Origin of the sequence: Paenibacillus humicola, assembly GCF_028826105.1 — a bacterium.
Taxonomy (GTDB): domain Bacteria; phylum Bacillota; class Bacilli; order Paenibacillales; family Paenibacillaceae; genus Paenibacillus_Z; species Paenibacillus_Z humicola.
In genome coordinates, this window is record NZ_JAQGPL010000001.1 from 1613523 (window position 1) to 1636893 (window position 23371).

The 23371-nt window shown below is 58.2% G+C and carries 19 protein-coding genes and 1 pseudogene; 15 read left to right on the forward strand and 5 right to left on the reverse strand.

Annotated features, from left to right (window positions below):
- Positions 1-24 precede the first annotated feature (24 nt).
- Complete coding sequence (locus PD282_RS07540; protein WP_274649745.1) at positions 25-1617, reverse strand: bifunctional metallophosphatase/5'-nucleotidase; 1593 nt, start codon at positions 1615-1617, stop codon at positions 25-27.
- A 284-nt stretch (positions 1618-1901) separates the two neighbouring features.
- Here PD282_RS07540 and PD282_RS07545 point away from each other — a divergent pair, with 284 nt between their 5' ends.
- The 4 genes from PD282_RS07545 (at position 1902) to phnE (PD282_RS07560) (ending at position 5563) form a co-directional block, all read left to right on the forward strand.
- Positions 1902-2993: a phosphate/phosphite/phosphonate ABC transporter substrate-binding protein gene (locus PD282_RS07545; protein ID WP_274649746.1), complete on the forward strand. Its 1092-nt coding sequence runs from the start codon at positions 1902-1904 to the stop codon at positions 2991-2993.
- A 158-nt stretch (positions 2994-3151) separates the two neighbouring features.
- The gene (gene phnC / locus PD282_RS07550; protein WP_274649747.1) at positions 3152-3934 is read left to right on the forward strand and encodes a phosphonate ABC transporter ATP-binding protein; all 783 of its coding nucleotides are present in this window, start codon (positions 3152-3154) and stop codon (positions 3932-3934) included.
- Positions 3927-4742, forward strand: a complete 816-nt coding sequence (gene phnE, locus PD282_RS07555; RefSeq protein ID WP_274649749.1) for a phosphonate ABC transporter, permease protein PhnE — start codon at positions 3927-3929, stop codon at positions 4740-4742. Before phnC ends, phnE (PD282_RS07555) begins: the two co-directional genes overlap by 8 nt.
- Before the next feature lie 14 nt (positions 4743-4756).
- On the forward strand, positions 4757-5563 hold the full coding sequence (phnE, locus tag PD282_RS07560) for a phosphonate ABC transporter, permease protein PhnE (protein WP_274649751.1): 807 nt from the start codon (positions 4757-4759) through the stop codon (positions 5561-5563).
- A gap of 68 nt (positions 5564-5631) precedes the next feature.
- Here phnE (PD282_RS07560) and PD282_RS07565 read toward each other — a convergent pair whose 3' ends face one another.
- A complete protein-coding gene (locus PD282_RS07565) occupies positions 5632-6300 on the reverse strand; it encodes a stalk domain-containing protein (RefSeq protein ID WP_274649752.1) in 669 nt (222 codons plus the stop codon).
- A 254-nt stretch (positions 6301-6554) separates the two neighbouring features.
- On the opposite strand from PD282_RS07565, the gene PD282_RS07570 reads away from it, so the two are divergent.
- On the forward strand, positions 6555-6974 hold the full coding sequence (locus tag PD282_RS07570; protein WP_274649753.1) for a DUF1801 domain-containing protein: 420 nt from the start codon (positions 6555-6557) through the stop codon (positions 6972-6974).
- 135 nt (positions 6975-7109) lie between these two features.
- Positions 7110-7856 (forward strand): annotated as a pseudogene (locus tag PD282_RS07575) (MerR family transcriptional regulator); the annotation flags it as partial.
- A gap of 99 nt (positions 7857-7955) precedes the next feature.
- Here PD282_RS07575 and PD282_RS07580 read toward each other — a convergent pair.
- Positions 7956-8951: a Gfo/Idh/MocA family protein gene (locus tag PD282_RS07580; protein WP_274649754.1), complete on the reverse strand. Its 996-nt coding sequence runs from the start codon at positions 8949-8951 to the stop codon at positions 7956-7958.
- 224 nt (positions 8952-9175) lie between these two features.
- Between PD282_RS07580 and PD282_RS07585 the strand changes: the two genes are divergently transcribed.
- The 9 genes from PD282_RS07585 (at position 9176) to PD282_RS07625 (ending at position 20307) form a co-directional block, all read left to right on the forward strand.
- Complete coding sequence (locus PD282_RS07585) at positions 9176-11857, forward strand: phosphoenolpyruvate synthase (protein ID WP_274649755.1); 2682 nt, start codon at positions 9176-9178, stop codon at positions 11855-11857.
- 366 nt (positions 11858-12223) lie between these two features.
- Positions 12224-13180 (forward strand): aldo/keto reductase, encoded by a 957-nt coding sequence (locus tag PD282_RS07590; protein WP_274649757.1) that lies wholly within the window; start codon positions 12224-12226, stop codon positions 13178-13180.
- Between the two features lie 36 nt (positions 13181-13216).
- Entirely contained in the window at positions 13217-13627 is a 411-nt protein-coding gene (locus PD282_RS07595; RefSeq protein WP_274649759.1) for a VOC family protein, read from the forward strand.
- A gap of 31 nt (positions 13628-13658) precedes the next feature.
- The gene (locus PD282_RS07600) at positions 13659-14162 is read left to right on the forward strand and encodes a VOC family protein (RefSeq protein ID WP_274649761.1); all 504 of its coding nucleotides are present in this window, start codon (positions 13659-13661) and stop codon (positions 14160-14162) included.
- A 19-nt stretch (positions 14163-14181) separates the two neighbouring features.
- On the forward strand, positions 14182-14949 hold the full coding sequence (locus PD282_RS07605) for an alpha/beta hydrolase (RefSeq protein WP_274649763.1): 768 nt from the start codon (positions 14182-14184) through the stop codon (positions 14947-14949).
- Positions 14950-15372: 423 nt separating this feature from the next.
- The gene (locus PD282_RS07610; protein ID WP_274649764.1) at positions 15373-16272 is read left to right on the forward strand and encodes an aldo/keto reductase; all 900 of its coding nucleotides are present in this window, start codon (positions 15373-15375) and stop codon (positions 16270-16272) included.
- A 2-nt stretch (positions 16273-16274) separates the two neighbouring features.
- A complete protein-coding gene (locus tag PD282_RS07615; protein ID WP_274649766.1) occupies positions 16275-17264 on the forward strand; it encodes an amidohydrolase family protein in 990 nt (329 codons plus the stop codon).
- A gap of 135 nt (positions 17265-17399) precedes the next feature.
- Positions 17400-19562: an alpha-amylase family protein gene (locus tag PD282_RS07620; RefSeq protein ID WP_274649768.1), complete on the forward strand. Its 2163-nt coding sequence runs from the start codon at positions 17400-17402 to the stop codon at positions 19560-19562.
- 112 nt (positions 19563-19674) lie between these two features.
- Positions 19675-20307, forward strand: coding sequence for a polysaccharide deacetylase family protein (locus tag PD282_RS07625; RefSeq protein ID WP_274649770.1), 633 nt, complete (start codon positions 19675-19677; stop codon positions 20305-20307).
- A gap of 80 nt (positions 20308-20387) precedes the next feature.
- Here PD282_RS07625 and PD282_RS07630 read toward each other — a convergent pair whose 3' ends face one another.
- Together PD282_RS07630 and PD282_RS07635 are read right to left on the reverse strand one after the other, a co-directional pair.
- On the reverse strand, positions 20388-21467 hold the full coding sequence (locus tag PD282_RS07630; RefSeq protein ID WP_274649772.1) for a Gfo/Idh/MocA family protein: 1080 nt from the start codon (positions 21465-21467) through the stop codon (positions 20388-20390).
- A 186-nt stretch (positions 21468-21653) separates the two neighbouring features.
- Entirely contained in the window at positions 21654-23264 is a 1611-nt protein-coding gene (locus PD282_RS07635; protein ID WP_274649774.1) for a sensor domain-containing diguanylate cyclase, read from the reverse strand.
- Positions 23265-23371: the final 107 nt, after the last annotated feature.

Below are 23371 nucleotides of genomic sequence, written 5' to 3' on the forward strand. Positions count from 1 at the left end.
ATTCGTTCCCGGCGGCTTCCCCTTTTAACGCCCGGCGCCGCCGATGATTTTCCAATTCCCGTTTGCTTCGGCTTTAATCGTGCGCCGCTCACGAATGTAATCGGCCAAAATCTCCACCATATCCTTGGCAATGTCTTTGATGACCGGCTTGCCTTGGAACATCGTGAAATTTCCGCCGCCGCCCGCCCGGTAATTGTTCATGACCACCTCGAATTGCTCATTCTCGTCAAGAGGCTTTCCGTCACGTTCCAGCTTCGTTACCCGCTGACCGGCCGGTTTCGAAATGTCCAGCACGTAATCGATGCCTTCCCACATGTCGTAATTGTAATGCTGCGGCTTCGGAGCGAGGTACGCCCGGCTGACGGTAATCCTGCCGTCTTCCCCGAGCTCGAAATATTCCGCCGACTGCTCCAGAGCGGCCCGAATGTCGCGTCCGGATACGCGGATGACCTTCAAGGTGTTCGGATAAATATAGTTGGCGACGATATCCCGCATTGTAATTCGTTCGCCGAACCCCGGCGATTGGTTGTCGAACAAAGCCGTATTCGAGATGTCCGCTCCGGAGACATCCATTTGCACGCGGTTGATAAACTCAATCAGCGGGTGCTCGCGCAGCCGGACGTCCTCATGCGAATCGATCGCCATACTGCCTTCGACGAATCCGATCGGCTGATCGAGCCAGGTTTGCGCAAGCGCCTCCACTTCTCCGGCGATTTCCAGAACGGCGGGATCCGGCTCGAACCGGTCTGCGGGTATCAGCTCGGATTGCGTTTCCGTAATGTTCCAGCCATCCGCGTGGCGTTCGGCCGTCAAGGTAACTTTGCCGAGGAAACGGCCTTCGTTTGCCGGCTGTACGATGCAGACGCCGTTAATGCGGCTGCCTGCAATCGCGCGATGCTGATGGCCCGTCAAAAGGACGTCGATTCCCGGAACGTTCTCGCAAATGGCGTAACCGACATTTTCCCCGGTTAATTTCTCGGACGGCCGCCCAGTTTGCAGATCGCGTTCGAACCCGCCGTGATAGGATACGATGACCGCATCGACACGCTCCGTCTGTTTTAGAAAGTCGACCCATTTCCGAGCCGTATCGACGGGGTCTTCGAAGCGAATGCCGGCGATGTGCGCCGGTTGTTCCCAGTTCGGGATGTAAGAAGTGGTAAGGCCGAGCAACCCGACCCGCAAACCGCCATCAAACTGCCGGATCAGGTAAGGCCGGCCGAAATACGGCTTTCCGGTCGCGATGTCCACGGTATTCGCCGACAGCCAGGGGAAACGGGACGCGCGGACAGCGCTTTGCAAATAAGGGAGGCCGTAATTGAATTCGTGGTTGCCCGGAACCGCGGCGTCATAGCGGAGCTCGTTCATACAGGCGACGACAGGGTTGTTCGGCTTGTCATTGACCCGGGCATGGTAATAGGTCAGCGGCGTTCCTTGCAGGCAGTCGCCGTTGTCGATTAATAGAGTCTGAGGGTGCTCGCGCCGCATGAGAGAGACGGCGCCCGCCACTTTGGCGAGACCGCGTCTCGCCTCGGCATGGTCGGCGTAGCTTCTAGGGAAAATAAAGCCGTGCAGGTCGCTCGTTTCCAGAATGACCACCCGGCATTTCGTGACGGACATGTGGTTGCCTCCTTGAAACTTTTAACTTATAATGCTTATTAAGTCATAGATTGTTCAATCTTTCCAATAGATTCATCTTATTCCATTGTAGCAGATTCAGGCTGCTTTGGGCGTTTGGTCCCAGACGATTTCGACAGCAAACCGGAAAATAATGCTCCGCTAACAATATTATGACAGCGGGAAAACAATTTAACCGTACGATAGCCATGGGTTTTCGAATATCCCTTCGTCAGACAACCCCTTCCAAATAAAAACACATTTCGTTAAGGTGAGGAGAAACCGAAATGAAGAAAAGAAAATGGCTGCCGATGATGTCGATCGTGCTGGTGACCGGATTGCTGGCCGGATGCGGCTCGGGCGGCAATAACGGCGGTTCCGGCGGTACGTCTTCCGAAGCACCGTCCAATGCCGGAGGCTCTGCGGGGGGCGCGGCAGCGAAAGAAATCAAAGATTTGAAGGTCAGCTTTGTTCCATCGAAAGACCCCGACCAAATTATTACGACGACGGCTCCGCTGAAGGAATTGCTCATCAACCAGCTGGGGACCGAAGGCTACAAGGTCGACAAAGTCGATATCAATGTCGGGACGACGTACGAAGCGGTCGGCGAAGCCCTTGAAGCGGGCTCGACCGATGTCGGTTTGATTCCGGGCGGTACATATGTTTTATACGACGACGGCGCGGACGTGATCTTGACGGCAACCCGCAGCGCGCTGTCCAACGACTCGGACAATCCGAAGGACTGGAACGACCATAAACCGACCACGAACGTGGACAAGCAGGCAACCTACTACCGCTCCTTGTTTATTGCCGGTCCGACCAAGAAGGGCAAGGAGCTGGCCGATAAAGTGAATAGCGGCCAGGAACTGACCTGGGACGATTTGAACAGCGCGAACTGGTCGGTCATGACGTCGTCGTCCTCCGCCGGCTATATTTATCCGTCCTTGTGGCTGCAAAATAAATACGGTAAAAGCTTAACCGATTTGGCCCATGTCGTGCAATCCGATTCGTATGACAGCTCGTTCGCCCGGCTGGCGACCGGCCAGGCCGACGTTATTCTCGTTTATGCGGATGCAAGAATGGACAACGAGAAGAACTGGACGAGCAAATACAGCCGGAAGGCGTCGATCTGGGACGAAACGAACGTGATCGGCGTTACCGAGCCGATTTACAACGATACGATCAGCGTCAGCAAGAACAGCCCGATTATGACGGACGAATTCAAGAAGGCGCTTCAGGATGCATTTATCGCCATCGCCAAAACCGACGAGGGCAAAAAAGTAATCGCGATCTATTCGCATGAAGGATACCAGGTGGCGAAATCTTCGGATTACGACGCCGAACGAAAAGCGCAGGAGCTTCTGAAAAGCTTGAGATAGCTCAGCGGCCAATTGGAGATTCGGACCCGGATATCCGGCAGACCAATCATGACCGGAAACCTTAATGAGAACATCGGTTCATCGTGATGTTCTCATTTTTACTCCCGGATGTACATGCTTCACGGCAGGACAGGACTATAGAAGCGAGGGCTTTTCGAATGATCGAGTTTATCGATGTGGAAAAAACATACGCGAACGGTACGATCGCCCTGCAGCATATCAACCTGACGATCAAGCAAGGCGAATTCGTTGCCGTTATCGGACTGTCGGGCGCCGGCAAATCCACGCTCATACGCTGCATCAACCGCATGCACGATATTACGGGCGGCAAAATCATGGTGAACGACGTCGACGTTTCCAAGCTGAAAGGAAAACAAATCCGCCGTTACCGGAGACGAATCGGAATGATTTTTCAATCGTTCAATTTGGTCACCCGGACGACGGTGTTGAATAATGTACTGGTTTCCTTTGTGCCCGATCTTCCGTTTTGGCGCAAGCTGGGGGGCTTTTTCACAAAGGAACAGAAAATCAAGGCATTAGAAGCGCTGGATAAAGTCGGGATTCTAGACAAGTCGTTCGTTCGCGTGGACCAGCTGTCCGGCGGACAGCAGCAGCGCGTGGCGCTGGCGAGGACGCTCGCCCAGAGCCCCGATATTATTTTGGCGGACGAGCCGATCGCTTCCCTGGATCCCGTCACCTCGAGAGCCGTTATGAACGACTTCAAATCCATCAACCAAGACATGGGCATTTCCGTCATCATGAACATTCACCATGTGGAAATGGCGTTGGAATACGCGGACCGGATCATCGGGATTCATAAAGGGGAAGTCGTGTTCGACGGCGAAACGGCCAAGGTCACGCCGGACATTTTGGAGCGGATTTACGGCGGACAATGGGAAACGGAGCAGTCCGCCCGGGATAAGGATACGGCCTATGTATGATAAACTTTTTGCGCCTCAAAAGATGATTCTGCCAAACGGCAAAGTCGTTTTCCGGAAAAGAACGCGGGTTCCCCTTGTTCTGCTCATCCTGATCGCTTGCACGGCCGCATCCGTCGTCTTTACGGATTTCAGCTTCCACACGCTGGCCACGCGCATCGAAAAATTTTTCGATATTATCCGCAGGATGATTCCACCGGATTGGCACAGCATGAAAAAGGTTTGGCGTCCTTTATTCGATACGGTCAAAATGTCGCTGCTCGGCTCCATGATCGGCGCGTTGATTGCGCTGCCGGTCGCCGTCCTGGCTTCCTCCAACATCGTGCCGTACAAAGCCGTCGCGGTCGCTATCAAAATGGCGCTCAGTCTGCTGAGAACGCTGCCGACGCTTGTGACGGCCTTGATCGCGACCTTCGTTTTCGGACTCGGGCCGCTCGCGGGAACCGCCGCCATAATGCTGTTCACCATCTCGTACGTGGGGAAATTGCTCTATGAACAGATCGAGAACGCGGATATGGGAGCTTTCGAAGCGATGGAATCGATCGGCATGACCCGGTTCCAGGCGTTTCGCTTTGCGATTATGCCGCAGGTGCTGCCCGGATATATTTCGTCCTCTTTGTTTTGCTTTGAAGGGAATGTCCGGTACGCGGCCGTACTCGGTTACGTGGGGGCGGGAGGAATCGGGCTTTTGATCGACGAAAGCCTGGGCTGGCGCGATTATCCCGGCACGGGCATGATTATTTTGGCGTTAATCGTGACCGTCTACCTGATCGAAACGGTCAGCGAGCATTTCCGAAAAAAGCTGATTTAGGGAGAAGTTGACCGATGACCACTCTGGAAAAGCAGCTTCTCGCTGCACCGCGCAATCGCCGTTACATCCTGACGGTTGCGGCGATCGTCCTTATATTATTCATTTGGTCGCTGACCGCGGTCAGCTTCAAAGATGTCAATCAAAGCGGTTTGAAAATCGTGTGGAGCATCCTGAAAGGGATTGTGACGCCGGATACCGGTTTATTGTTCAATCTGACCGAGCAGAGCGTCGGTTATTTGCTCATCCAAACCATTGCGATCGCTTTCCTGGGTACACTGGTCGGCTCGGTGCTGGCAATACCGATTGCGTTTCTGGCGGCGTCGAATATGGTGCCGAAACCCGTATCCTGGCTGATCCGCCTATTGCTGATCGTGATCCGGACGGTTCCCGCGCTCGTATACGGTCTCATGTTTATCCGCGTCACGGGGCAGGGGCCGTTCGCCGGCGTGCTGACGATCGGCATCACCTCGGTCGGAATGCTGGCGCGGCTGTACGTCGACGCGATTGAAGAGCTGGACACGCGCGTGCTGGAATCGATGACGTCGATCGGATGCGGCACGTTCGAAAAAATCCGCTACGGGGTCGTACCGCAGCTGCTCTCGATGTTTATGTCGATCATGATTTATCGCTTCGATATGAACATGCGCGAAGCTTCCATTCTGGGGCTTGTCGGGGCGGGAGGGATCGGAGCGCCGCTTATTTTCGCGATGCGAAGCTACAAATGGGAACAGGTCGGGGCGCTGCTCATCGGCACCGTCGTGCTTATCCTGATCATCGAACTCGTTTCGAACAAGCTGCGCATGAAGCTGATTAAAGGCTGAAAGCAAAACGGCGGCCGCCGCCGGATCGGAATCCGGAAGCGGCCGCCGTGCTGCAGCAGCGGGGGAAATTACAGATGTATGGTAACCGATGTTTTCGCGTTGTTGCTGTAGTAGTCCAGCGTTCCGTTGTCGAGCACCTTGCCCGCGCGGGTGACGGAGTAAATGAGACTCCGGACGGCGTCCAGATCCCCGTTCACCTGGAACACGATCTTCCCGGATTCCACTGCCTTCGCCTGGAACGTACTGGAAAAATCCGAGCTCGTGCCGGTAATTTGTTCTTTCGCATTCGTGACGATCGTGCCGTATCCCGGGACCCAGGCTACTTTGTCGCCCGACGTGTTTTGAACGGTCGCGTCAAAAATAACGGCTTTAATCGGGTTCGAAAAGTTGCCCGATTTGTAAGCCGGGTCCAGCGTAATTTTCGATATTTTCATAACCATGGGGCCGCTGGTGACCGTCGCGTTGACCGGGATCGTTTTGGGTCCCGTAATGGCTGTAGGAGCAGCAGACGTGACCGTCACGGTATGGGTGGACGCATTGTAACCGATGTCGGCGCCGAGCAGCTGGCCGACGGCTCTAAGCGGCAAATATGTACTTCCGTTGATCACCTTTGCGTCGACATTCGCGACCCTTCCATTGACGATGATCGTGAACTTCGTTGCCGCCAGCGCACCTGCGCCCGCAGAAACGAACATCAGAGCTGCAATGCCCGATGCAAGCCAAAATTTCTTCTTCAATTTTCTTTCTCCTCCTTATTGTGGTGCACCTGCTATGGACATTGTACAAGAATTGTTTCGTTTTGAATATCCTACTTCCTTCTCCATTGTATTCCCGCAGCCGGGCAGCCATGACAAACGGGGGAACGCTTTCGCTTGCAGATCAGAGCGTTCCTCGAGCTGGAAGAGCCGGCATGGAGGGCCGCCGCCGTACCATTTTGACAATTCGTCCGGGCACATGATACGTTAAATTCACGATAGAAGGGGGAATGGCCGTGTACGAACAGAAGACGAAGGAAAACGATCGCAGCGTGATCGAATTTATCGATCGGATCGGCAATCCGGGCAAACGTGCGGACGCGTATAAGCTGCTCGAGATTTTCGAGGAAACGTCCGGCTTTCCGGCCAAAATGTGGGGGCCGAGCATCATCGGCTTCGGTTCGTACCATTACAAATATGAATCCGGCCACGAGGGCGATGCGCCGCTGGTCGGGTTTTCGCCGCGGAAAGCGAAAATCAGCCTCTACTTTGCGACCGGCGATCCGGAGCGGGAAGCGCTGCTGAACGATTTTGGCAAGCATACGGCCGGCAAAGGCTGCGTATATGTGAATAAAATGGAGGATATTGAGGTCGATGTGCTGAAGCGGCTGATCGCCCGCTCGATTGCGTTTCTCACGGAAAGGTACCCGAAATAAGCACCATCGCCATCCAAACGGCAGGCTCCGATCGGCTACGGTCGCAGCCTGCATTTTTTTTCGTAAAAGGGTGTTGACTCTCCTCTAAGAGGAGCCTTTACACTTGGAAACGGAAAGGAGGGAAACGGCACGTTTTATACGGTCAAAGAGGTTTCGGAGCTGTCCCATGTAACGGTCAAAGCGCTTCACCATTACCACAAAATCGGCCTGCTCGTCCCCTGCAGGATCAGCGAAGCGGGCTACCGGCTGTACGGGATGGAGGAGCTGGAGAGGCTGCAGCAGATTTTGCTGTACCGGGAGCTGGATTTTACCCTGGAGCAAATCAAGGAAGTGCTTGACGGGGCGGCGGCCCGGCTGCCGGCTCTGGTCAGGCAGGAAGAGCTGCTGCTTCTCCGCAAGCAAAGGCTGGAAGCGATCTTAGCTACCTTGCAAAAAACAATCGCAAGCGCAAAGAAAGGAGTACCGATGAACGACAAAGAGCTGTTTGAAGGATTTGAAAGCGCCAAGGAATGGGAAGAGGCGATGAAGGAGCAGCAGGCGTATTTACAGGAAACGTACGGGTTCGATATGCTGGAAGCGACGCCGATCGACGTGCAAAGCATGAACGAGCAGGCTGCGGAAGCGGCAGCGTTCATAACGGGCATGACGGATTCGCTGAAGGCGGGCGTCAAGCATTATGACGAGCGTGTCGTGCAGCGGATTGGCAGCCACCTGGCTTTTCTGAACGCGCACGGCCATTCGGCTTCCGCTGCCGATTTTGCGGCGCAGACCCGGTTTTTTCTTGAGGACGATTTCCATCTGCGCATGCTGGAAAACCAGCAGGCCGGGCTTGCTTATTATTTGGCCGCAGCGGCGGCCTCTTATGCCGCAGCGGCACAATAGACCGCAGGACCCTGCGGTTCGTTCGCAGACAAAAAGGGCAGATCCGCCGTCTTTCGAGGATGGCGGATCTGTCCTTGACGCTTTCATATAGGCCACGATTCAGCGGAGCGGGCCGATGGTAAAATCGTCCCATTTGTTCGTGGATTCCAGCGCATGCAGCAGCGCCTGCAAATCGTAAAACGCCTCCCGGATGGAGCTCTGCGTCGGCGTTCCGTTTCGAATGGCGCTGTAAAAATCGTCGAATTCGCCCGTGTAACCGCCGTCGTCCTCGGCTTTTTCCTGCTCGCGCCCTTCCTGCGTCGCAACGGTGAGCTGATTATTTTCCAGGATGATCGAGCCTTCGGTTCCGAAAATGAGCAGATTGTGATAGCTGTATCCCACGATGCTCAAATAGTTATGGTAGATACCGCTGACCCCGTTCTCGAATTCGAACAAGTAAGTGAGCCCGTCCGGTTCGCCGGCGCCGTGCTGCATTTGGACCGTATGGGCGATCCCCTTCGTCATCCGGCCGAAAATCGTCTGGAGGCCCGCCATTTGGTGAACGCCGCCGTCCAAAATAAAACCGCCGTAGGAGGTATGCCGCCAAGTCGAATCCTTCAAATATTTGAGATCGCGCGGCAAATATCCGAAGCCGTTCCAAATGACCTTGCATGGCCTGCCGATGCGCCCTTCGCCGATATAGCGCTTGATTTTCGCGAACACCGGCCGGTACCGGTAATTTTCGGCCACGGCCGCAACCCGGTCCGCGCTTTCGCTCAGCGAGACCAGTTCCCGTCCCTCTTCGAGCGTGGCTGCGAGCGGCTTCTCCACCAGCACGTGCTTGCCGGCGCCCAGAGCCGCTTTCGTCAGCTCGTAGTTCAGTTCGAACGGATACGCGATGATTACCGCCTCGACCTTCGGATCCTTCAGCAGCTCACGATAATCGGTCGAATACCGCGGCGCACCCGTCAAATCGGCAAACTCCCGCGCCTTCGCTTCGGAGCGGCTGCACACGTGCACGGCTTCGAATTTTTCCTTCAGCTGCTGCAATGCGGGCCAATGTAAATCTCTCGCCACGATTCCGCATCCGATGAAACCAAGCCTGACCGGATTCACCCGTTAAGTCCCTCCCTCAATCGATGCTGGTCCGATTACACTCATTGTAAATTGTTGAATTCGATTTCACAATCCGCATTTTTTCAATCTCCTTCTCAAATCCCGATTGACAAATGCTTCCTGGAGAGCTAAACTGGAAACCATAAGTTACTTTATTGGTTTCCTAAGTTTCCGTATGCCTGTATGACGGGGTAAAGTCAATAGGGACGAAAGGGTGACTGGGGATGGACGATTTTGTGCGGGGCTTTGGCGAGATTGATCATACGCATCTGCCCGACGTCGGCGGAAAAGGCGCGAACCTGGGCGAAATGACAAGGGCCGGACTGCCGGTACCGCCCGGCTTTTGCGTGACGACGTCGGCATACCGGTCGTTCGCCGCATCAAGCCCGAAGCTTGAGGAGCTGCTTCGGCTGCTGGAACAGGCCCGGTATGACGATTTGGAACGGATCGGCCGGCTGGGACAAGAAATCCGCGAGCATCTGACGTCGATTCCGATGCCGGGCGAAATAGCAGCGGCCATCATAAAAGCTTGGGAGTCGGCCGGCAGGGACCGGGCATACGCCGTCCGCTCCAGCGCAACGGCGGAGGATCTGCCCTCCGCTTCGTTCGCCGGCCAGCAGGATACGTACCTGAACGTCGTCGGAGCGGAGCAGCTGCTGCAGGCTGTGCAGCGCTGCTGGGCGTCGCTGTTCACCGACCGCGCGATCTCGTACCGCGCCAAGAACGGCTTCAGCCACCGGGCGGTGCTGCTGTCGGTTGTCGTGCAGCAGATGGTTTTTCCCGACGTATCGGGTATCATGTTTACTGCGGACCCGGTCACGGGGCGCCGCGATACCGTTTCGATCGACGCCAGCTTCGGCCTCGGCGAAGCGCTCGTATCCGGACTGGTCACGGCCGATTTGTACCAGGTGCGCGCGGACGAAATCGTGTTGAAGAAAATTTCCAAGAAAGAACAAGCGATCTATGCGGCTGCGGAAGGCGGGACCGTGACGAGGACGCTCCCGCCCGAAGAGCGGGAGCTCCAGGCACTGCCGGACGAGAAGATTGTGGAACTGGCCCGGCTTGGCCGCCGAATCGAAGCTCATTACGGTGCGGAGCAGGATATTGAGTGGGCGCTGGCCGGCGGACATTTTTTTATTTTGCAGAGCCGGCCGATCACCTCGCTTTACCCGCTGCCCCAGTTGAAAGATAGCCGTTTTCGCGTCCTGATCAATTTGGGTTATATCCAGATGATGACGGATCCGATGAAACCGCTGGCCCTGTCCGTCCTGAGTCATATTACCGATTTTGTTATGGATGCGCCCGACCTCCAAATCATCACCAATGCCGGCGGAAGGTTTTTCATCGATTTGACCGGGCCGCTGTCCGTCAAGCGTATTCGCAGGCGGTTGTTGACGCTTTTGAGCCGCATGGACGAAATGATCGCCTCGGCGCTGTCGGAGGCCGTAGAGCGAGAGGAGTTCCCGCAGGAGCCGCCGTCCCGCAAAGCCATCTTCCGGGTCGTCCGAAACTTGCTCTCCGTCGCCCTGCCCGCGACGGCGAATGTCATGCTGAACCGGTACGTGCGCGATCCGGGGAAAGCGAAGGCGCGGGCGGAAGCGTTTATGGACGAAATCGTGCTGGACACCCGTGAACGGGTAGAAGCGGCAGCGGGCGCGGAACGGCTCCGCATCATTCGCCGCGGGATCGGGCGGATCGTTCCGGACGTGATCGCCAAAATCGTCGTTCATCTCATTGCCGGTATGCTGGCGTCCGGCGAGCTCGAACGGCTGCTCAAGGAACGGGCGGGCGGCGAGCAAGCCGCCTCGCTGCTGAGCCGGCTGTATAAATCGCTGCCCGGCAACGTGACGACGGAAATGGGGCTTGCGCTCGGCGATTTGGCCGATACGGCAAGGGAGCTTCCCGATGTCGCCGCATGTCTGCAGCAGGCCGAGGGCGAAGGATTTTACGAGCGGCTGCGGCACGTTCCGGGCGGCTCCGGGTTTTTGCAGGAGCTGGACCGCTTTCTAAGCCGATACGGCATGCGCGGGGCAGGCGAAATCGATATCACGAAGCCGCGGTGGTACGAGGACCCTTCGCAGCTCATTTCGTCCATTGTCAGCAATATGCAGACCTCATCCCCCGGCGGACACCGCGCGAAATTCAAGCAGGGCGAAGCGGATGCGGAGGAAGCGGCGCGCGAAATCGTCCGGCTGTTCCGGTCCGGAAGGGAGCGGCGGAAGGCGGCCCGCCTTGTCAGGCTGTACCGCTATTTGATGGGTATGCGCGAGCATCACAAATTTGCGCTAATTCGGCTGATGGACGTGTATAAGCGGGCCATTTTGGCGGAAGCGCGGGAGCTGGTCCGCAAAGGCGTATTTCATCAGCCGGAGGACGCCTATTATTTTTCGCTGGAAGAGCTGACCGACATGCTCGAAGACCGCTTTCCGGGGAACCTCCGCGACCTGGCGGAAAACCGCCGGCAGCAGCATGAACTGAATATACGCTTGAAGTCCCCGCGCGTGATGACGAGCCTGGGCGAGATGATAAGCGGGAAGCCTCGCGATGCCGAAGCCCCGGCAGGCGCGCTCCTCGGCACGCCGGTCTCGGCGGGCGTCGTCGAAGGGATCGCGCGGGTCGTCGTCAGTCTGGAGGACGCCAGGCTGAACGCCGGCGAAATTCTCGTCGCCCCGTACACGGATCCGGGGTGGACGCCGCTCTTCACGTCGGCCGCCGGGCTCGTGACGGAGGTCGGCGGCATGATGACGCATGGCTCGGTCATAGCCCGCGAATACGGCATCCCGGCCGTCGTCGGTATCGAAGGTGCGACGGGAACAATCCAGGACGGCGACCGGATCCGGGTGGACGGAACGAACGGTTTCGTTCAAATCTTGAAGCAAAGGGAAACGATGCAAGACCGTGAGTAGGCACGGCCGCCGCGATATCGCCGGATGCCTCCGCAAGCTCCGACCGGGAGACCGGCGGAGCGTCCGGCGGGGCGGTCCGGCGGGGCGGTTCGACGCCGGACCGGATCGGAACCGGGGAGAATCCGAATCCGGATGGATACGGTATACTAGGTATACTAGGTGAACTTATTTTCAGTTCTTCTCGAACGGCCGGCGATTCTTTATAATGCAAACTAAACAGAGATGCAGAAGACGAAAGGATTCCGGACAGGCCCGGTTCCGGCGGAATTTGTTTTTCAGCCGAAAATGTACGCGCTTTCACCCGGAATCCGCTTCGATCTTCGACTGCCGGCAAGAAAATCAAACCAAAGAGGAAGGGTGCAACGTATGGAGTACGTGAGACTTGGCAAATCCGGCTTGAAGGTATCGCGCATCAGCCTCGGCTGCTGGAATTTCGGCAGCCCGACGCCGCGCTGGGGCAAACCGGGCAAGGTGACGCCGGAGGATTCGACACGAATCATTCAGGCGGCCGTCGACAAGGGGATCAATCTGCTGGACACGGCCAACCGGTATACGGGCGGCGAAGCGGAGGAAATTCTCGGCCGGGCGGTCAGAGGCATGCGGGACAAGGTGATCATCGCGACCAAGGTACACGGTGAGGTGGGGAGCGGCCCGAACGACAAAGGGCAGTCGCGCCAGCATATTATGCGGGAAGTGGAGAGCAGCTTAAAGCGCCTCGGCACAGATTATATCGATCTGTATCAGGCGCACGGCGTCGATTGGGAGACGCCGCTCGAGGAATCGCTTCGCGCATACGACGATTTGATCCGCCAGGGCAAAGTCCGCTATATCGGCTGCTCCAACTTTCCGGCGTGGGTGCTCACCAAAGCGCTTTGGGTCAGCGACGTCAACAAGCTCGCAAGCTTCGTATCCGTTCAGCCGAACTACAGCCTGGTTAACCGGACGGTGGAAAAGGAGCTGCAGCCGCTGTGCGTGGATCAGGGAATCGGGATGATTTTGTACAGCCCGATCGGCGGCGGCATTTTGACGGGGAAATACGAAAATGCGGTTCCGGAAGGCAGCCGCGGCTACGACGAGCCGGGCGTGGCCGAGAAGGCGAGAAAAGCGCAGGCTGCGGTGGCGCAGCTGAAAGCGATCGCAAACGAACTGGGCAAAACGCCCGCGCAGATCAGCCTGAACTGGATCATTCATCGTCCGGCCGTCTCCTCGGCCATTATGGGCGTCAGCCGGCTGGAGCAGCTGGAGGACAACGTCGGGGCGGTCGGCTGGAAGCTGTCGGACGAGCATGCGCGGCAGCTGGATGAAGCGTTTGCGGAGTGGTAAGCGAAGGAACATCAAGCGGGCGGGAGGCCTCGGGACATGTTTAAACGGATCGGTCATACAGCGTACAATGTGATGGATATGGAACAATCGCTTCATTTTTACCGGGATCAGCTGGGCTTCGAGAAGCTCTTCGAGCTGAAAAACGACAACGACGAGCCCTGGATCGTCTATTTAAAAGTCGTCGACAAGCAGTTTATCGAGCTGTTCTATAACGGCCGGCAGGGTGTCGACAACGATACGCGCGTCGTGAAGGGCTACAACCACCTGTGCCTCGAAGTGAACGATATTGAAGAAATTGTAAGCCATCTCCGGAGCAAGGGGATTACGATCGATTCGGGGCCGAAGCAGGGCAAGGACGGGAACTGGCAGTGCTGGGTCAAAGATCCCGACGGCAACCGGATCGAATTCATGCAGCTCGATCCCGAATCTCCGCAAGCCAAATCGTGATCGCATCGGCCATCGGAAAGGAGCTCCCGGCGTGGATAAAATTTCAACGAACCGGATCGTCAAGCTCGGCATCGTCGTAGACAACCTGGAAGAAGCGTTCAACTATTACGTGGAGTTATTCAATCTGGATCCGGCCAAAATGCGGGCTCCGCGGCCGAAGCCTGCTCCGGGAGACCCCGTCCCCGCGCCGGCTCCCGCCCCCGAAGGCGGCCAAGAGCCGTATATTTGGTACAGGGGCGAATACCGGGACGCGCGCTGCAGGACGGCGATTATTCCGCTGGAGCCGATATACCTCGAGCTCATCGAGCCGTACGAAGAGCCAAGCCCGTGGACCGAATTTCTGGAGAAGAACGGGCCGGGCATTCATTTCATGGCGTTTTACGTCGACGGCTTCGAGGAGCATATCCAGCTGATGGAAGGCAAAGGCATGCCCGTTTTCCACAAGCAGGAGAAGGGCAAGGAGCGTTACGCGTATTTTGAATCGGCCGCCAAGCTGGGCGCCATTCTGGAGTTTAAGGAATTCGATAAGAATTGATACGGTTGGAGTGGTACCATTGATCGAGAAGCTGAACATCGCGTATGCCGGCGGTTTCGAGGAACGCAAAATCGACGTGTTTATTCCCGAGGGGAACCGCCGGAACGCCGGGCTGTTTTTTATTCACGGAGGATGGTTTGCAAAAGGGCATCGGGACCAATGGCATCCGGTCGCCCGGTATTTCTGCGAGCGGGGCTATACGTGCGCTTCGGTCGGCTACCGGTTTGCGCCGGAGCACCCGTTTCCCGCCCAGATCGAAGACGTGAGGCTGGGCATGCAGTATTTTCTGCAGCATGCCGGCGAATTCGGGTTCGACGCGCGCAGGGTGACGGCGCTCGGCTCGTCGGCCGGCGGCTATTTGGCGCTGATGCTCGGCTCCATCCGGGAGAACGATCCGGACTTCGCATCCGCGGAAATCCGGATGAGCACCGTGCCGGCGGCCGTCGTCGGCTATTGCCCGGTGACGACGCTCCATATGGACGTCGACCACATCGTGAATTATGTCGGCGCAACGGAAGCGGAGCAGCCGGGGAAATATGCGATCGGTTCGCCGGTCGACCGGATTACCGGCGAGGAGCCTCCTCAGCTCATCCTGCAGGGAGATGCCGACGACATCACGCCGCTGGAAAGCGCCGTCCAGTATTACAATCGGGTCAAGGAAGCGGGCGGAACCGCGGAAATGGTCACCTTTACCGGAATCGGGCATGGATTCGGGTATGGCGTGACGACGGAAGCGCAGAAGCAGTCGGTGGAGCACGTCGAGCGTTTTGTGCGGGAGCATAGCTAAGCCGTTCGCGTGTCCTGCCGGCTGGGCCAGCTGTCAGCGGCAGCAGGGCGCTCGGCATGTCCGGCCGCGAAGCGTCCGGCCGGCTGAGCCGGTTGTCAGCTGCAGCAGGGTGAACCGGCAAGTCCGGCCGGCTATCAGCGGCAGAACGGCGCACCGGCAAGTCCGGCTGAGCCGGTCACATAAGGCATCGGGGCTGTCCTGAACGCATCCGGCGGAACGCCGCGGCGCAGGTACAGCCCTTTTTTATTCGCCCGCCCCCGGTTTGGATGAAGGTACCGCTCCTCCGCTTGCGAGCAGAGAATCGTACAAAAAGTAATAGGATCGTTCATGGATATTTGCCTGGCAAAGCTATAAGATGAGCGTAAGCAAACGATTTCAGGACACGATGGAGCATCATAAATTTGTACAAGGAGAGGCTGCCTTTTGAAGTATACGACTTTTGGCAGGACGGGAATGACGGTCAGCCGGCTGGCCGTGGGCGGATATCCTTTCTCGGGCGTGAACAAGGCGCAGGGCTGGGACCCCTACAGCCCGCAGGGCCGGGCGGATGCGGTTCGCGTCGTCCATGCGGCGCTGGACGCCGGCATCAATTATGTCGACACGGCGCCCAGCTACGGCAGCGGGCACAGCGAAAGCATTATCGGCGATGCGCTGCAGGGGCGGCGGGACAAGGTCGTGCTCGCGACGAAGGTGGCATGGCCGTCCTCGTGGGCGGACATCGGCAAGGAAGGCGTCATGCGCGGCGTCGAGGAAAGCCTGCGGCGGCTGAAAACCGATTACGTGGATGTGATCCAGTTTCACGGCGGCGTTTATTCGCATGAGGATACGCAAAACCTGCTGAACGCCGGTCCGATGGAAGCGCTTCAGACGCTCAGGGAGCAGGGAAAGGTCAGATGGCTGGGCGTGACGACGGAGGACGCCCATTCGATTATGGAATTGACCGGCACCGGTTTGTTCGATATGGCGCAGATCAACTACAACCTGATCTACCAAAATCCCGCGCTTCATTTTCTGAACCGGGCGAAGGAGCTGCAGCTCGGCATCGCGGTCATGCGGCCGATGACCTCCGGCATCCTGCAGCGGCTGCTCGAGCATCTGGCTCCCCAACTGCTCGAGACCGAGGACATATACAAACTGTGCCTGAAGTTCCTGCTGTCCGATTCGCGCGTTCACCTGCTCAACGTCGGGGCCAGGTGGCCGGAAGAGGTGGAGCGCAACGTGCGCTTCCTCGAGTCGTTTGAACCGGAATTCGACATCGCCGAGCTTCCCCGCTTTACCGGCAAAATTTATGAATCGGACGATTTGCGGAAAGGAATGGCATAACGATGGACACAGTAATCGACGCATACGCCCATATCGGTCTTCCGCGCTACGGCGGGGTGGGCGATTTTACGGCTCATATGGAGCGGTTTAGCATCCGAAAATCGGTGATGGCGCTGTTTAACGCCGTGCCCGATTTTGCCAGCCTCTTCTCGGCGATCCGCGACAATCCGGAGACGATCCGGGGCGTTGGCATCCCATTCGGAAAAACGGACGAGCAGCGCATGGAGCTCGTGCGGCTGCAGCTGCAGGCCGGCGTGATTGGCATCCGGATGGAGCCTTGGGAGGCGCTCGGCAACCCGGCTGTTCTGCAGCTGCTCGGCGAGAACGGCAGGTGGGTGTACGGCCTCAGCCCGTTCCAGTCGGACGAGCTGTCGCGCCTGTATCTCGACTGGCTGGATCGGTATCCGCAGGGGAGGGTGGCCTCGCCCCATCTGCTGTATACGGATGCGCAGTCGCAGACGGTCCGGCAGTCGCAGGCGGCCCGGGAGCTGTTGGCCCATCCCCGGTTTTACGTCATTTTCTCCAGGCACGGCGGGCTCGGAAGCAGGGAGGCGTATCCACACCGGGATTTTCTGCCGTGGCTGTCCTTCGTATTCGAGCGGGCCGAGACGGACCGGATTATGTGGGGCAGCGAATACCCGGTGGTCTATTCGCGCAACGAGTCGATGCCAACCTGCATCGCATGGCTGGAGGAAATCGGCGCGGGGCTGTCGGACGAGGCGATCCGCAAGATCATGCGGGACAACGCGGACCGGGCGCTGTTCGGACATCCGTTGGCGCCGGCCGATCCGCAGGCATTGGACCGGGTGCCGGGCTGGGTCGAGGAGCAGTTCGACCGGAGCCAGACGGTGAGGCTGTACAACCGGGAAGGCTTCGAGCTGCCGCTGGACGTCTACGGAAAACTGCTGAACGGCTACCTTCAGTCGGGACAATGGCGGGAAGGCATTCCTTTTGCGGACTATGCGGTACGCCGGATCGCCGAAGCGTTATAACCGGCCGCCGTCACGCAGCGCACATCGCGCGCGCCGGGAGCTGTGAGGTTTCACGACAGGTGTGTATGATCGGGTCCTAACCGGCCCGGCGGCAAGCGTAACGGGTCTAAATGACGGGAAAGGATGAGACTTGCGATGACGACCGAAAGCAAAAGCGGCAGGCAGCCGATTGAAGAGGCGCAGAGCCCCTGGTATAGGCGCACCCGCCGGTGGGGCCAGACGAATTTGACGGAGATGGACCCGCAGGATTGGGACAAGGAATGGTGGAAGTCCTATTGGAAGCAGACGCGGGTCCAGGGCGTCATTGTGAATGCGGGCGGCATCGTCGCCTATTATCCGAGCGCGATGAAGCTGCAGTACCGTGCGCAGGGGCTTGGAGACCGCGATCTGTTCGGCGAGTTTACGGCCGAGGCGCGCAAGGCCGGGCTCGCCGTGCTGGCCCGCATGGACATCAACCGCGCAACCCGCGACTTTTACGACGCCCATCCGGATTGGTTCGTCGTCGACGCGGACGGCAGGCCGGTGCAGTCGAACGGGCGGTATTTTTCCTGTGTCAACAGCGGCTATTACAAGGAATATATTCCTCAGGTGCTGCGGGAAATTATCGAACGGTACAAGCCGGAGGGCTTCACCGACAACAGCTGGACCGGAGCCTCGCGCAGTATCATTTGCCACTGCGTCAATTGCCGGACACAGTTCATGGCCGCAACGGGGCACGACCTGCCGGCTGCCTCCGACTATAACGACCCGGTTTACCGGAAATGGATCAAATGGAGCTACGGCTGCCGCATCGCGAACTGGGATCTGTTCAACCGGGTTACGCGGGAGCACGGCGGGCCGGACTGCCTCTGGCTCGGCATGTTCAACGCCGATCCGTTCCGGCCGCATACCGCTTTCTGCGATTTGAAGGAGGTCGGGGAGCGATCGAAAATGATGATGTGCGACCATCAGTCCCGCGAGCCGCTGACCGGCTTCGAGCAAAACGCGCAGAACGGCTTCCTGCTTCATTCGCTGGCCGGCTGGGACATCGTGATTCCCGAGAGCATGTCCAACTATGTGCGGGGACTGCGCACGTTCCGCCAGGGCAGCAACCCGCCGGCGGAGACGCGGATGTGGATGATCGAAGGGATCGCGGGAGGCATCTCCCCGTGGTACCATCACATCGGTGCGCGGCACGAGGACCGGCGCCAGTTCGAGAATGCGCCGCCGGTCATGCAGTGGCATGCGGAGAACGAGCGCTATTTGTACGACCGGCGTCCAGTCGCCACGGTCGGGCTGGTGTGGAGCCAGGAGAATACCGAGTTTTACGGCCGAGACCGCGTCGAGGAACGCGTCGCTCTTCCATGGCGCGGCTTCGTGCAGGCGCTGACGCGGGCCAGAATCGCATATATGCCCGTTCATGCGGACCATATCGCCCGCGAGGCCGCCGGCCTCGACGTGCTCATTCTGCCCGACCTGGCGGTTCTGACCGATTCGCAGGGCGAGGCGATTAAGGCGTTCGTCGAATCCGGCGGCAGCCTGATCGCGACCGGCGCCTCCGGAACGCTGGACGAATGGGGCGAGCCGCGGCAGCAGTTCCCGCTGCAGCAACTGACCGGCCTGCGGCCGAGAGAGCATGCTCCGGGAAGCGTAAGCAACGCGAGCGGCAGCTGGGAAAACGACGAGGCGCATAACTATTTCCGGCTGCCGGACGAGCGGCATCCCGTGCTCGAGCGGTTTACGGATACGGCGATCCTTCCGTTCGGCGGGCGGATGCGGCGGTTCGATTCCGACGGCCGGCTGGAAGCGGTCGCCACCTATATCCCGTCCTATCCGATCTACCCGCCGGAGTTCAGCTGGATGCGGGAGCCGCGAACGGATATTCCGTCCCTGTTCGCCGGAGACCATTCCGCCGGCGGTCGAATCGTCTATTTCGCGGGGGACGTCGACCGCATTTACGGGCTTACCCGTCTGCCGGACCTCGGCGATCTGCTGGCCGAAGCGGTCAAGTGGGCGGCCGCGGACCGCTTCCCGCTGCGGGTGGAAGGGCCGGGGTATCTCGATTGCAAGCTGTACGCGCAGGAGGGAAGACGGATTCTCCACCTGGTCAATCTGACCGGCGCGAATGCGAATCCGGGATATATGGAGGAGGTTCTGCCGGTAGGTCCGATCGAAGCCGCCATCCGGGTGGACGGCGATGCGCCGCAGCGCGCGCTCCTGCGGGTCGGCGGGAAGGAGCTGAAGCCGGTGCTGGAGGACGGCTGGGCGAAAATCCGCATCGATTCGGTGGCGATGCATGAGATGATCGTGCTGGATTAACGGCTGCGAGGCGAATTCGAACGGGAACGCCGGTGATGTAAAGATATACGATGGATGAGGCCGGCGTCTGCCGGCCGATAATGACGTCAATCCGAGGGGAGAGCATATCCGGATGCCGGGCACTGGAATGATTCATCATGGTTCGACGGAAAGAAAAGCGGTTGCATTTACGTTCGACGACGGTCCGAATCCGGTCTATACGCCGCAAATTCTCGATCTGTTCCGGCAGGCGGGGGCGAAAGCGACGTTCTATATGATCGGCAGCCAAATCGAAAGCAATCCGAAGGTGGCCAAGGCGGTTCACGAGCAGGGGCACGAGATCGGCAACCACACGTTTACGCATCCTCATCTGTCCGAGCTGCCGGAGAAGGCGTGCTTCGACGAGCTCGCACGGACGGAGGCGCTGATCGAGGAGGCTGCCGGCACAAAGCCGCAGACGTTCAGGCCGCCGTATCTGGACTGCAACGAGCAGGTGGCGGGGGTCTCGGCGGGCTTCGGCTACGCCATAATCGGCGCGGTCAACAGCGCGGCCCGGGACTGGGAGCAGCCCGGCGTGCAGCATATTATCGACAAAACGCGGGAGGCGGCGAAGCCCGGCAGCATATTCGTATTCCACGACGGCTTCGGCGACCGCTCGCAGACGGTCGAGGCCGTGCGGGCGCTGATCGCGGAGCTGACCGCGGAAGGCTACGAGCTAGTGACGGTCAGCGAGCTGCTGAACCTGAACGCGCGGCATGAGGCATAAGTAAAAAACAAGGCGGAGCCGGTTGCGCTCCGCCTTGCCATATCGTTTAGCAGGATGCCGATCTCGAGAACGGCAGGCGATTACAGATAAACCGCCTGGCCGGTGCGCGACGATTCGTACAGCGCCTCGAGAATTTGCGAAACAACGAAAGCCTGCTCCGGTTTGACGACCGGATCGGTATCTTCCTCGATCGCTTTGATCCACAGGCGCGCCTCGACGGCCGAGTCGCTCTCGGTTTTGCCGTCATAGAAAGCGACGCCGCCGGCTTTCAGGTCCACCTCATGGACGTACAGACGGCTGTTCTCCTCGCCGTTGATGCGCAGGCCGCCCTTCATGTCCGCTCCGCCCTCGGTGCCGCACAGCGTACATTTCGCTTCGTCGACCTCAAGGCTGTTCAGCGCCCAGCTCGATTCGAGAATAATGGTCGCGCCGTTCTCCATGACGATCATGCCGAAAGCCGAATCCTCAACCGTAAACTTCGACGGGTCCCAAGGGCCCCAGGCGTTGGCGGCGTTCTCGCGCTGCGAAAGCTTGTGGTACGCTCTTCCGAGCACAACCTTCGGCTTGTAGTTGTCCATCATCCACAGCGTAAGGTCGAGCGCATGCGTGCCGATATCGATGAGCGGGCCTCCGCCTTGTTTCTCTTCGTCGAGAAACACGCCCCACGTCGGGACGGCGCGGCGGCGGATCGCATGGGCTTTCGCCATATAAATGTCGCCCAGGCGGCCTTGCTCGCACAGCTTTTTCAAATGCAGGCTGTCCGGACGGTAGCGGTTATTGTAGCCGATCGTCAGCTTTTTGCCGGTGCGCTTCGCCGTTTCCAGCATCCGCTTGGCGTCTGCCGCCGTCTTGGCCATCGGCTTCTCGCACATGACGTGCTTGTCCGCTTCCAGCGCGGCAATCGAAATTTCGGCGTGCGAATCGTTCGGCGTGCAGACGTGAACGATGTCGATCGTTTTGTCTGCCAGCAGCTCTTTATAATCGGTATAAACGCGAGCTTCGCTCGCTCCATATTGGGCGGCGGCTTTCTGCGCGCGCTCCTCTACAATGTCGCAAAACGCGACAAGCTGAACCTGTTCAAGCTTGCTGAGGTTGGGAAGATGCTTGCCGTTGGCAATTCCTCCGCAGCCGATGATTCCTACTCGGAAAGTACGGGACATGGGGTTTGGTTCCTCCTTTAAAGATGGGTGGATGCATTTGATCAATCACCTATTAATCTAGCATAAAGGAAGCGCTTTTAATATTCCGAAATGACGCAATGACACTGCAATATTGCGACATCGGAAACGAAAATTACCAACCCCATCCAGACGAGGCTCTCTGTGGCAGGCGGCATCTCCAAAAAGCTAATTGAGCGACAGCGCCCGGCCGTCACTTGAACCGGCCAGCACGGTCCGGTTTCTTCCCCGCTGCTTCGCCTCGTACAGCGCCTCGTCGGCGAGCCGGAACAGCGCCTCCGGCGTATCCGCATGCGCCGGGAATTCGGCGATGCCGAGCGAGACGGTTACCGGGCTGCCGGTCGGACTGCCGGTCTGCTGCATCGCGAGGCGGATTTTTTCCGCCGTAGCGTGAGCTTCCGCGGCCGTCGCGCCCGGCAGCAGAATGACGAATTCCTCACCGCCGAACCGGCAGCAGATGCCTTCCAGGCCGGCGGCCTCCGTAATCATCCGGGAGAGAAACTTCAGCACCTCGTCGCCGACCTGGTGGCCGTATGTATCGTTGACCGCTTTGAAACGGTCGATATCGAGGATAATGAGCGAAAAGAGCTGACCGTTCTCGGTCCATTTGGCCAAAATGTCGTCCAGCGTTCTTCGGTTCATGAGCCCGGTCAGCGTATCCGTCGCCGCCGCCCGGATCAGCTCGGTATTGTTTTTGTGCACCGCATCGATTGCGACCAGGACCGCCTTCGTCAGCAAATTGACCTCCCGGATCCAGTGCGGCTTCGTGTCGGCCAGCGCAACCCTTTCGCCGTCCGACAGCCGTTTCATCAGTCCCGCCAGCGTTGAAAACGGACGCGCGAGCATGCGGGCGATCCAGACCGAGAGCAGCAGCAGCGCGATAAAGGGCGCAAGCATGTAGAGGACGAGCCGGCTGATCGTCGCCGCCAGCTTCTTGTGAATGGAGCTGACGGGGGTCTGCTGCACGATGCCCCAGCCGCTGACCGGCGCAGGAACGTAAGCCGCAAACATCGGAACTCCTTTCGTATTGACCACTTCCTGCTTTCCCTGCTCGCCTCTCATCAGCTTTCGGACGACCGGATTCGGAGAACCGTCGTCGCCGATCCTGTTTTTGTCGGGATGGGACAGCAGCTGGCCGTTCGGTCCGACGACGTAGAAATAAGAGCCGGTATCGTCCAAAATGTTGTTCCCGATAATTTTGCTTAAAATATTATTCTCCTGCAGGTAGATCGTGCCGCCGATAAAGCCGTTTGCATTGCCTCCCGCGTCATAAAGCGGTTCGCTCATCAGGACGATCATTCTCCCCGTTATGGCGATATAAGGGGGGGAAATATACGGCTTGCCGGACCTCCGCGCCTCGGATGCGGCTTTCGTCGTCAACCGGCTCCCTTTGAGGCCGAGCGCGTTCGGGGCGACCTCGCGAATGACGCCCGCACGGTCGCTGATGAAGAGCGAGTTGAAGTAACCGCTCGTATTCAGCACAAGCTCCAGCTGCTCCTGAATTTCGCGGTCGGAGAGCGTGCCGTTTTTCGACAGGAAGAGAGCGGTATCGTGCAGGCTGCGCTGCATTGACTCAAACAGCGAATCGATGGTGACGCTTATTTTTTGTGCGCTGGAATAATTAAGAGAAAGGGTCGTATCGACGAGCGACTTTTTCTCCGACTGATAGGACGAGACGAGCAGAATCAGCGTGATGAGGAGCGCGGAACCCGCCACCAGACCGGCAAGCAGCTTCATTAAAGTCAGCTTCGGCCGGTGAACGGTAATCGTGAGCATCATGCGGTTTTACACCCTTTATGTGGAAAATGAATTTAAAGTTGTCAAATCTTTTTTTATTCGACATCCGTTTCATTTTTCCTGCAAAAGGAAGCTGTTCTTTCCGGTAT

What these genes read in the sequence shown, in the direction of transcription:
- PD282_RS07540 (WP_274649745.1), bottom strand. Translation starts at nt 1,617, where the DNA reads ATGTCCGTCACGAAATGCCGGGTGGTCATTCTGGAAACGAGCGACCTG.
- PD282_RS07545 (WP_274649746.1), top strand. Translation starts at nt 1,902, where the DNA reads ATGAAGAAAAGAAAATGGCTGCCGATGATGTCGATCGTGCTGGTGACC.
- phnC (WP_274649747.1), top strand. Translation starts at nt 3,152, where the DNA reads ATGATCGAGTTTATCGATGTGGAAAAAACATACGCGAACGGTACGATC.
- phnE (WP_274649749.1), top strand. Translation starts at nt 3,927, where the DNA reads ATGTATGATAAACTTTTTGCGCCTCAAAAGATGATTCTGCCAAACGGC.
- phnE (WP_274649751.1), top strand. Translation starts at nt 4,757, where the DNA reads ATGACCACTCTGGAAAAGCAGCTTCTCGCTGCACCGCGCAATCGCCGT.
- PD282_RS07585 (WP_274649755.1), top strand. Translation starts at nt 9,176, where the DNA reads ATGGACGATTTTGTGCGGGGCTTTGGCGAGATTGATCATACGCATCTG.
- PD282_RS07590 (WP_274649757.1), top strand. Translation starts at nt 12,224, where the DNA reads ATGGAGTACGTGAGACTTGGCAAATCCGGCTTGAAGGTATCGCGCATC.
- PD282_RS07595 (WP_274649759.1), top strand. Translation starts at nt 13,217, where the DNA reads ATGTTTAAACGGATCGGTCATACAGCGTACAATGTGATGGATATGGAA.
- PD282_RS07615 (WP_274649766.1), top strand. Translation starts at nt 16,275, where the DNA reads ATGGACACAGTAATCGACGCATACGCCCATATCGGTCTTCCGCGCTAC.
- PD282_RS07620 (WP_274649768.1), top strand. Translation starts at nt 17,400, where the DNA reads ATGACGACCGAAAGCAAAAGCGGCAGGCAGCCGATTGAAGAGGCGCAG.
- PD282_RS07625 (WP_274649770.1), top strand. Translation starts at nt 19,675, where the DNA reads ATGCCGGGCACTGGAATGATTCATCATGGTTCGACGGAAAGAAAAGCG.
- PD282_RS07630 (WP_274649772.1), bottom strand. Translation starts at nt 21,467, where the DNA reads ATGTCCCGTACTTTCCGAGTAGGAATCATCGGCTGCGGAGGAATTGCC.
- PD282_RS07635 (WP_274649774.1), bottom strand. Translation starts at nt 23,264, where the DNA reads ATGATGCTCACGATTACCGTTCACCGGCCGAAGCTGACTTTAATGAAG.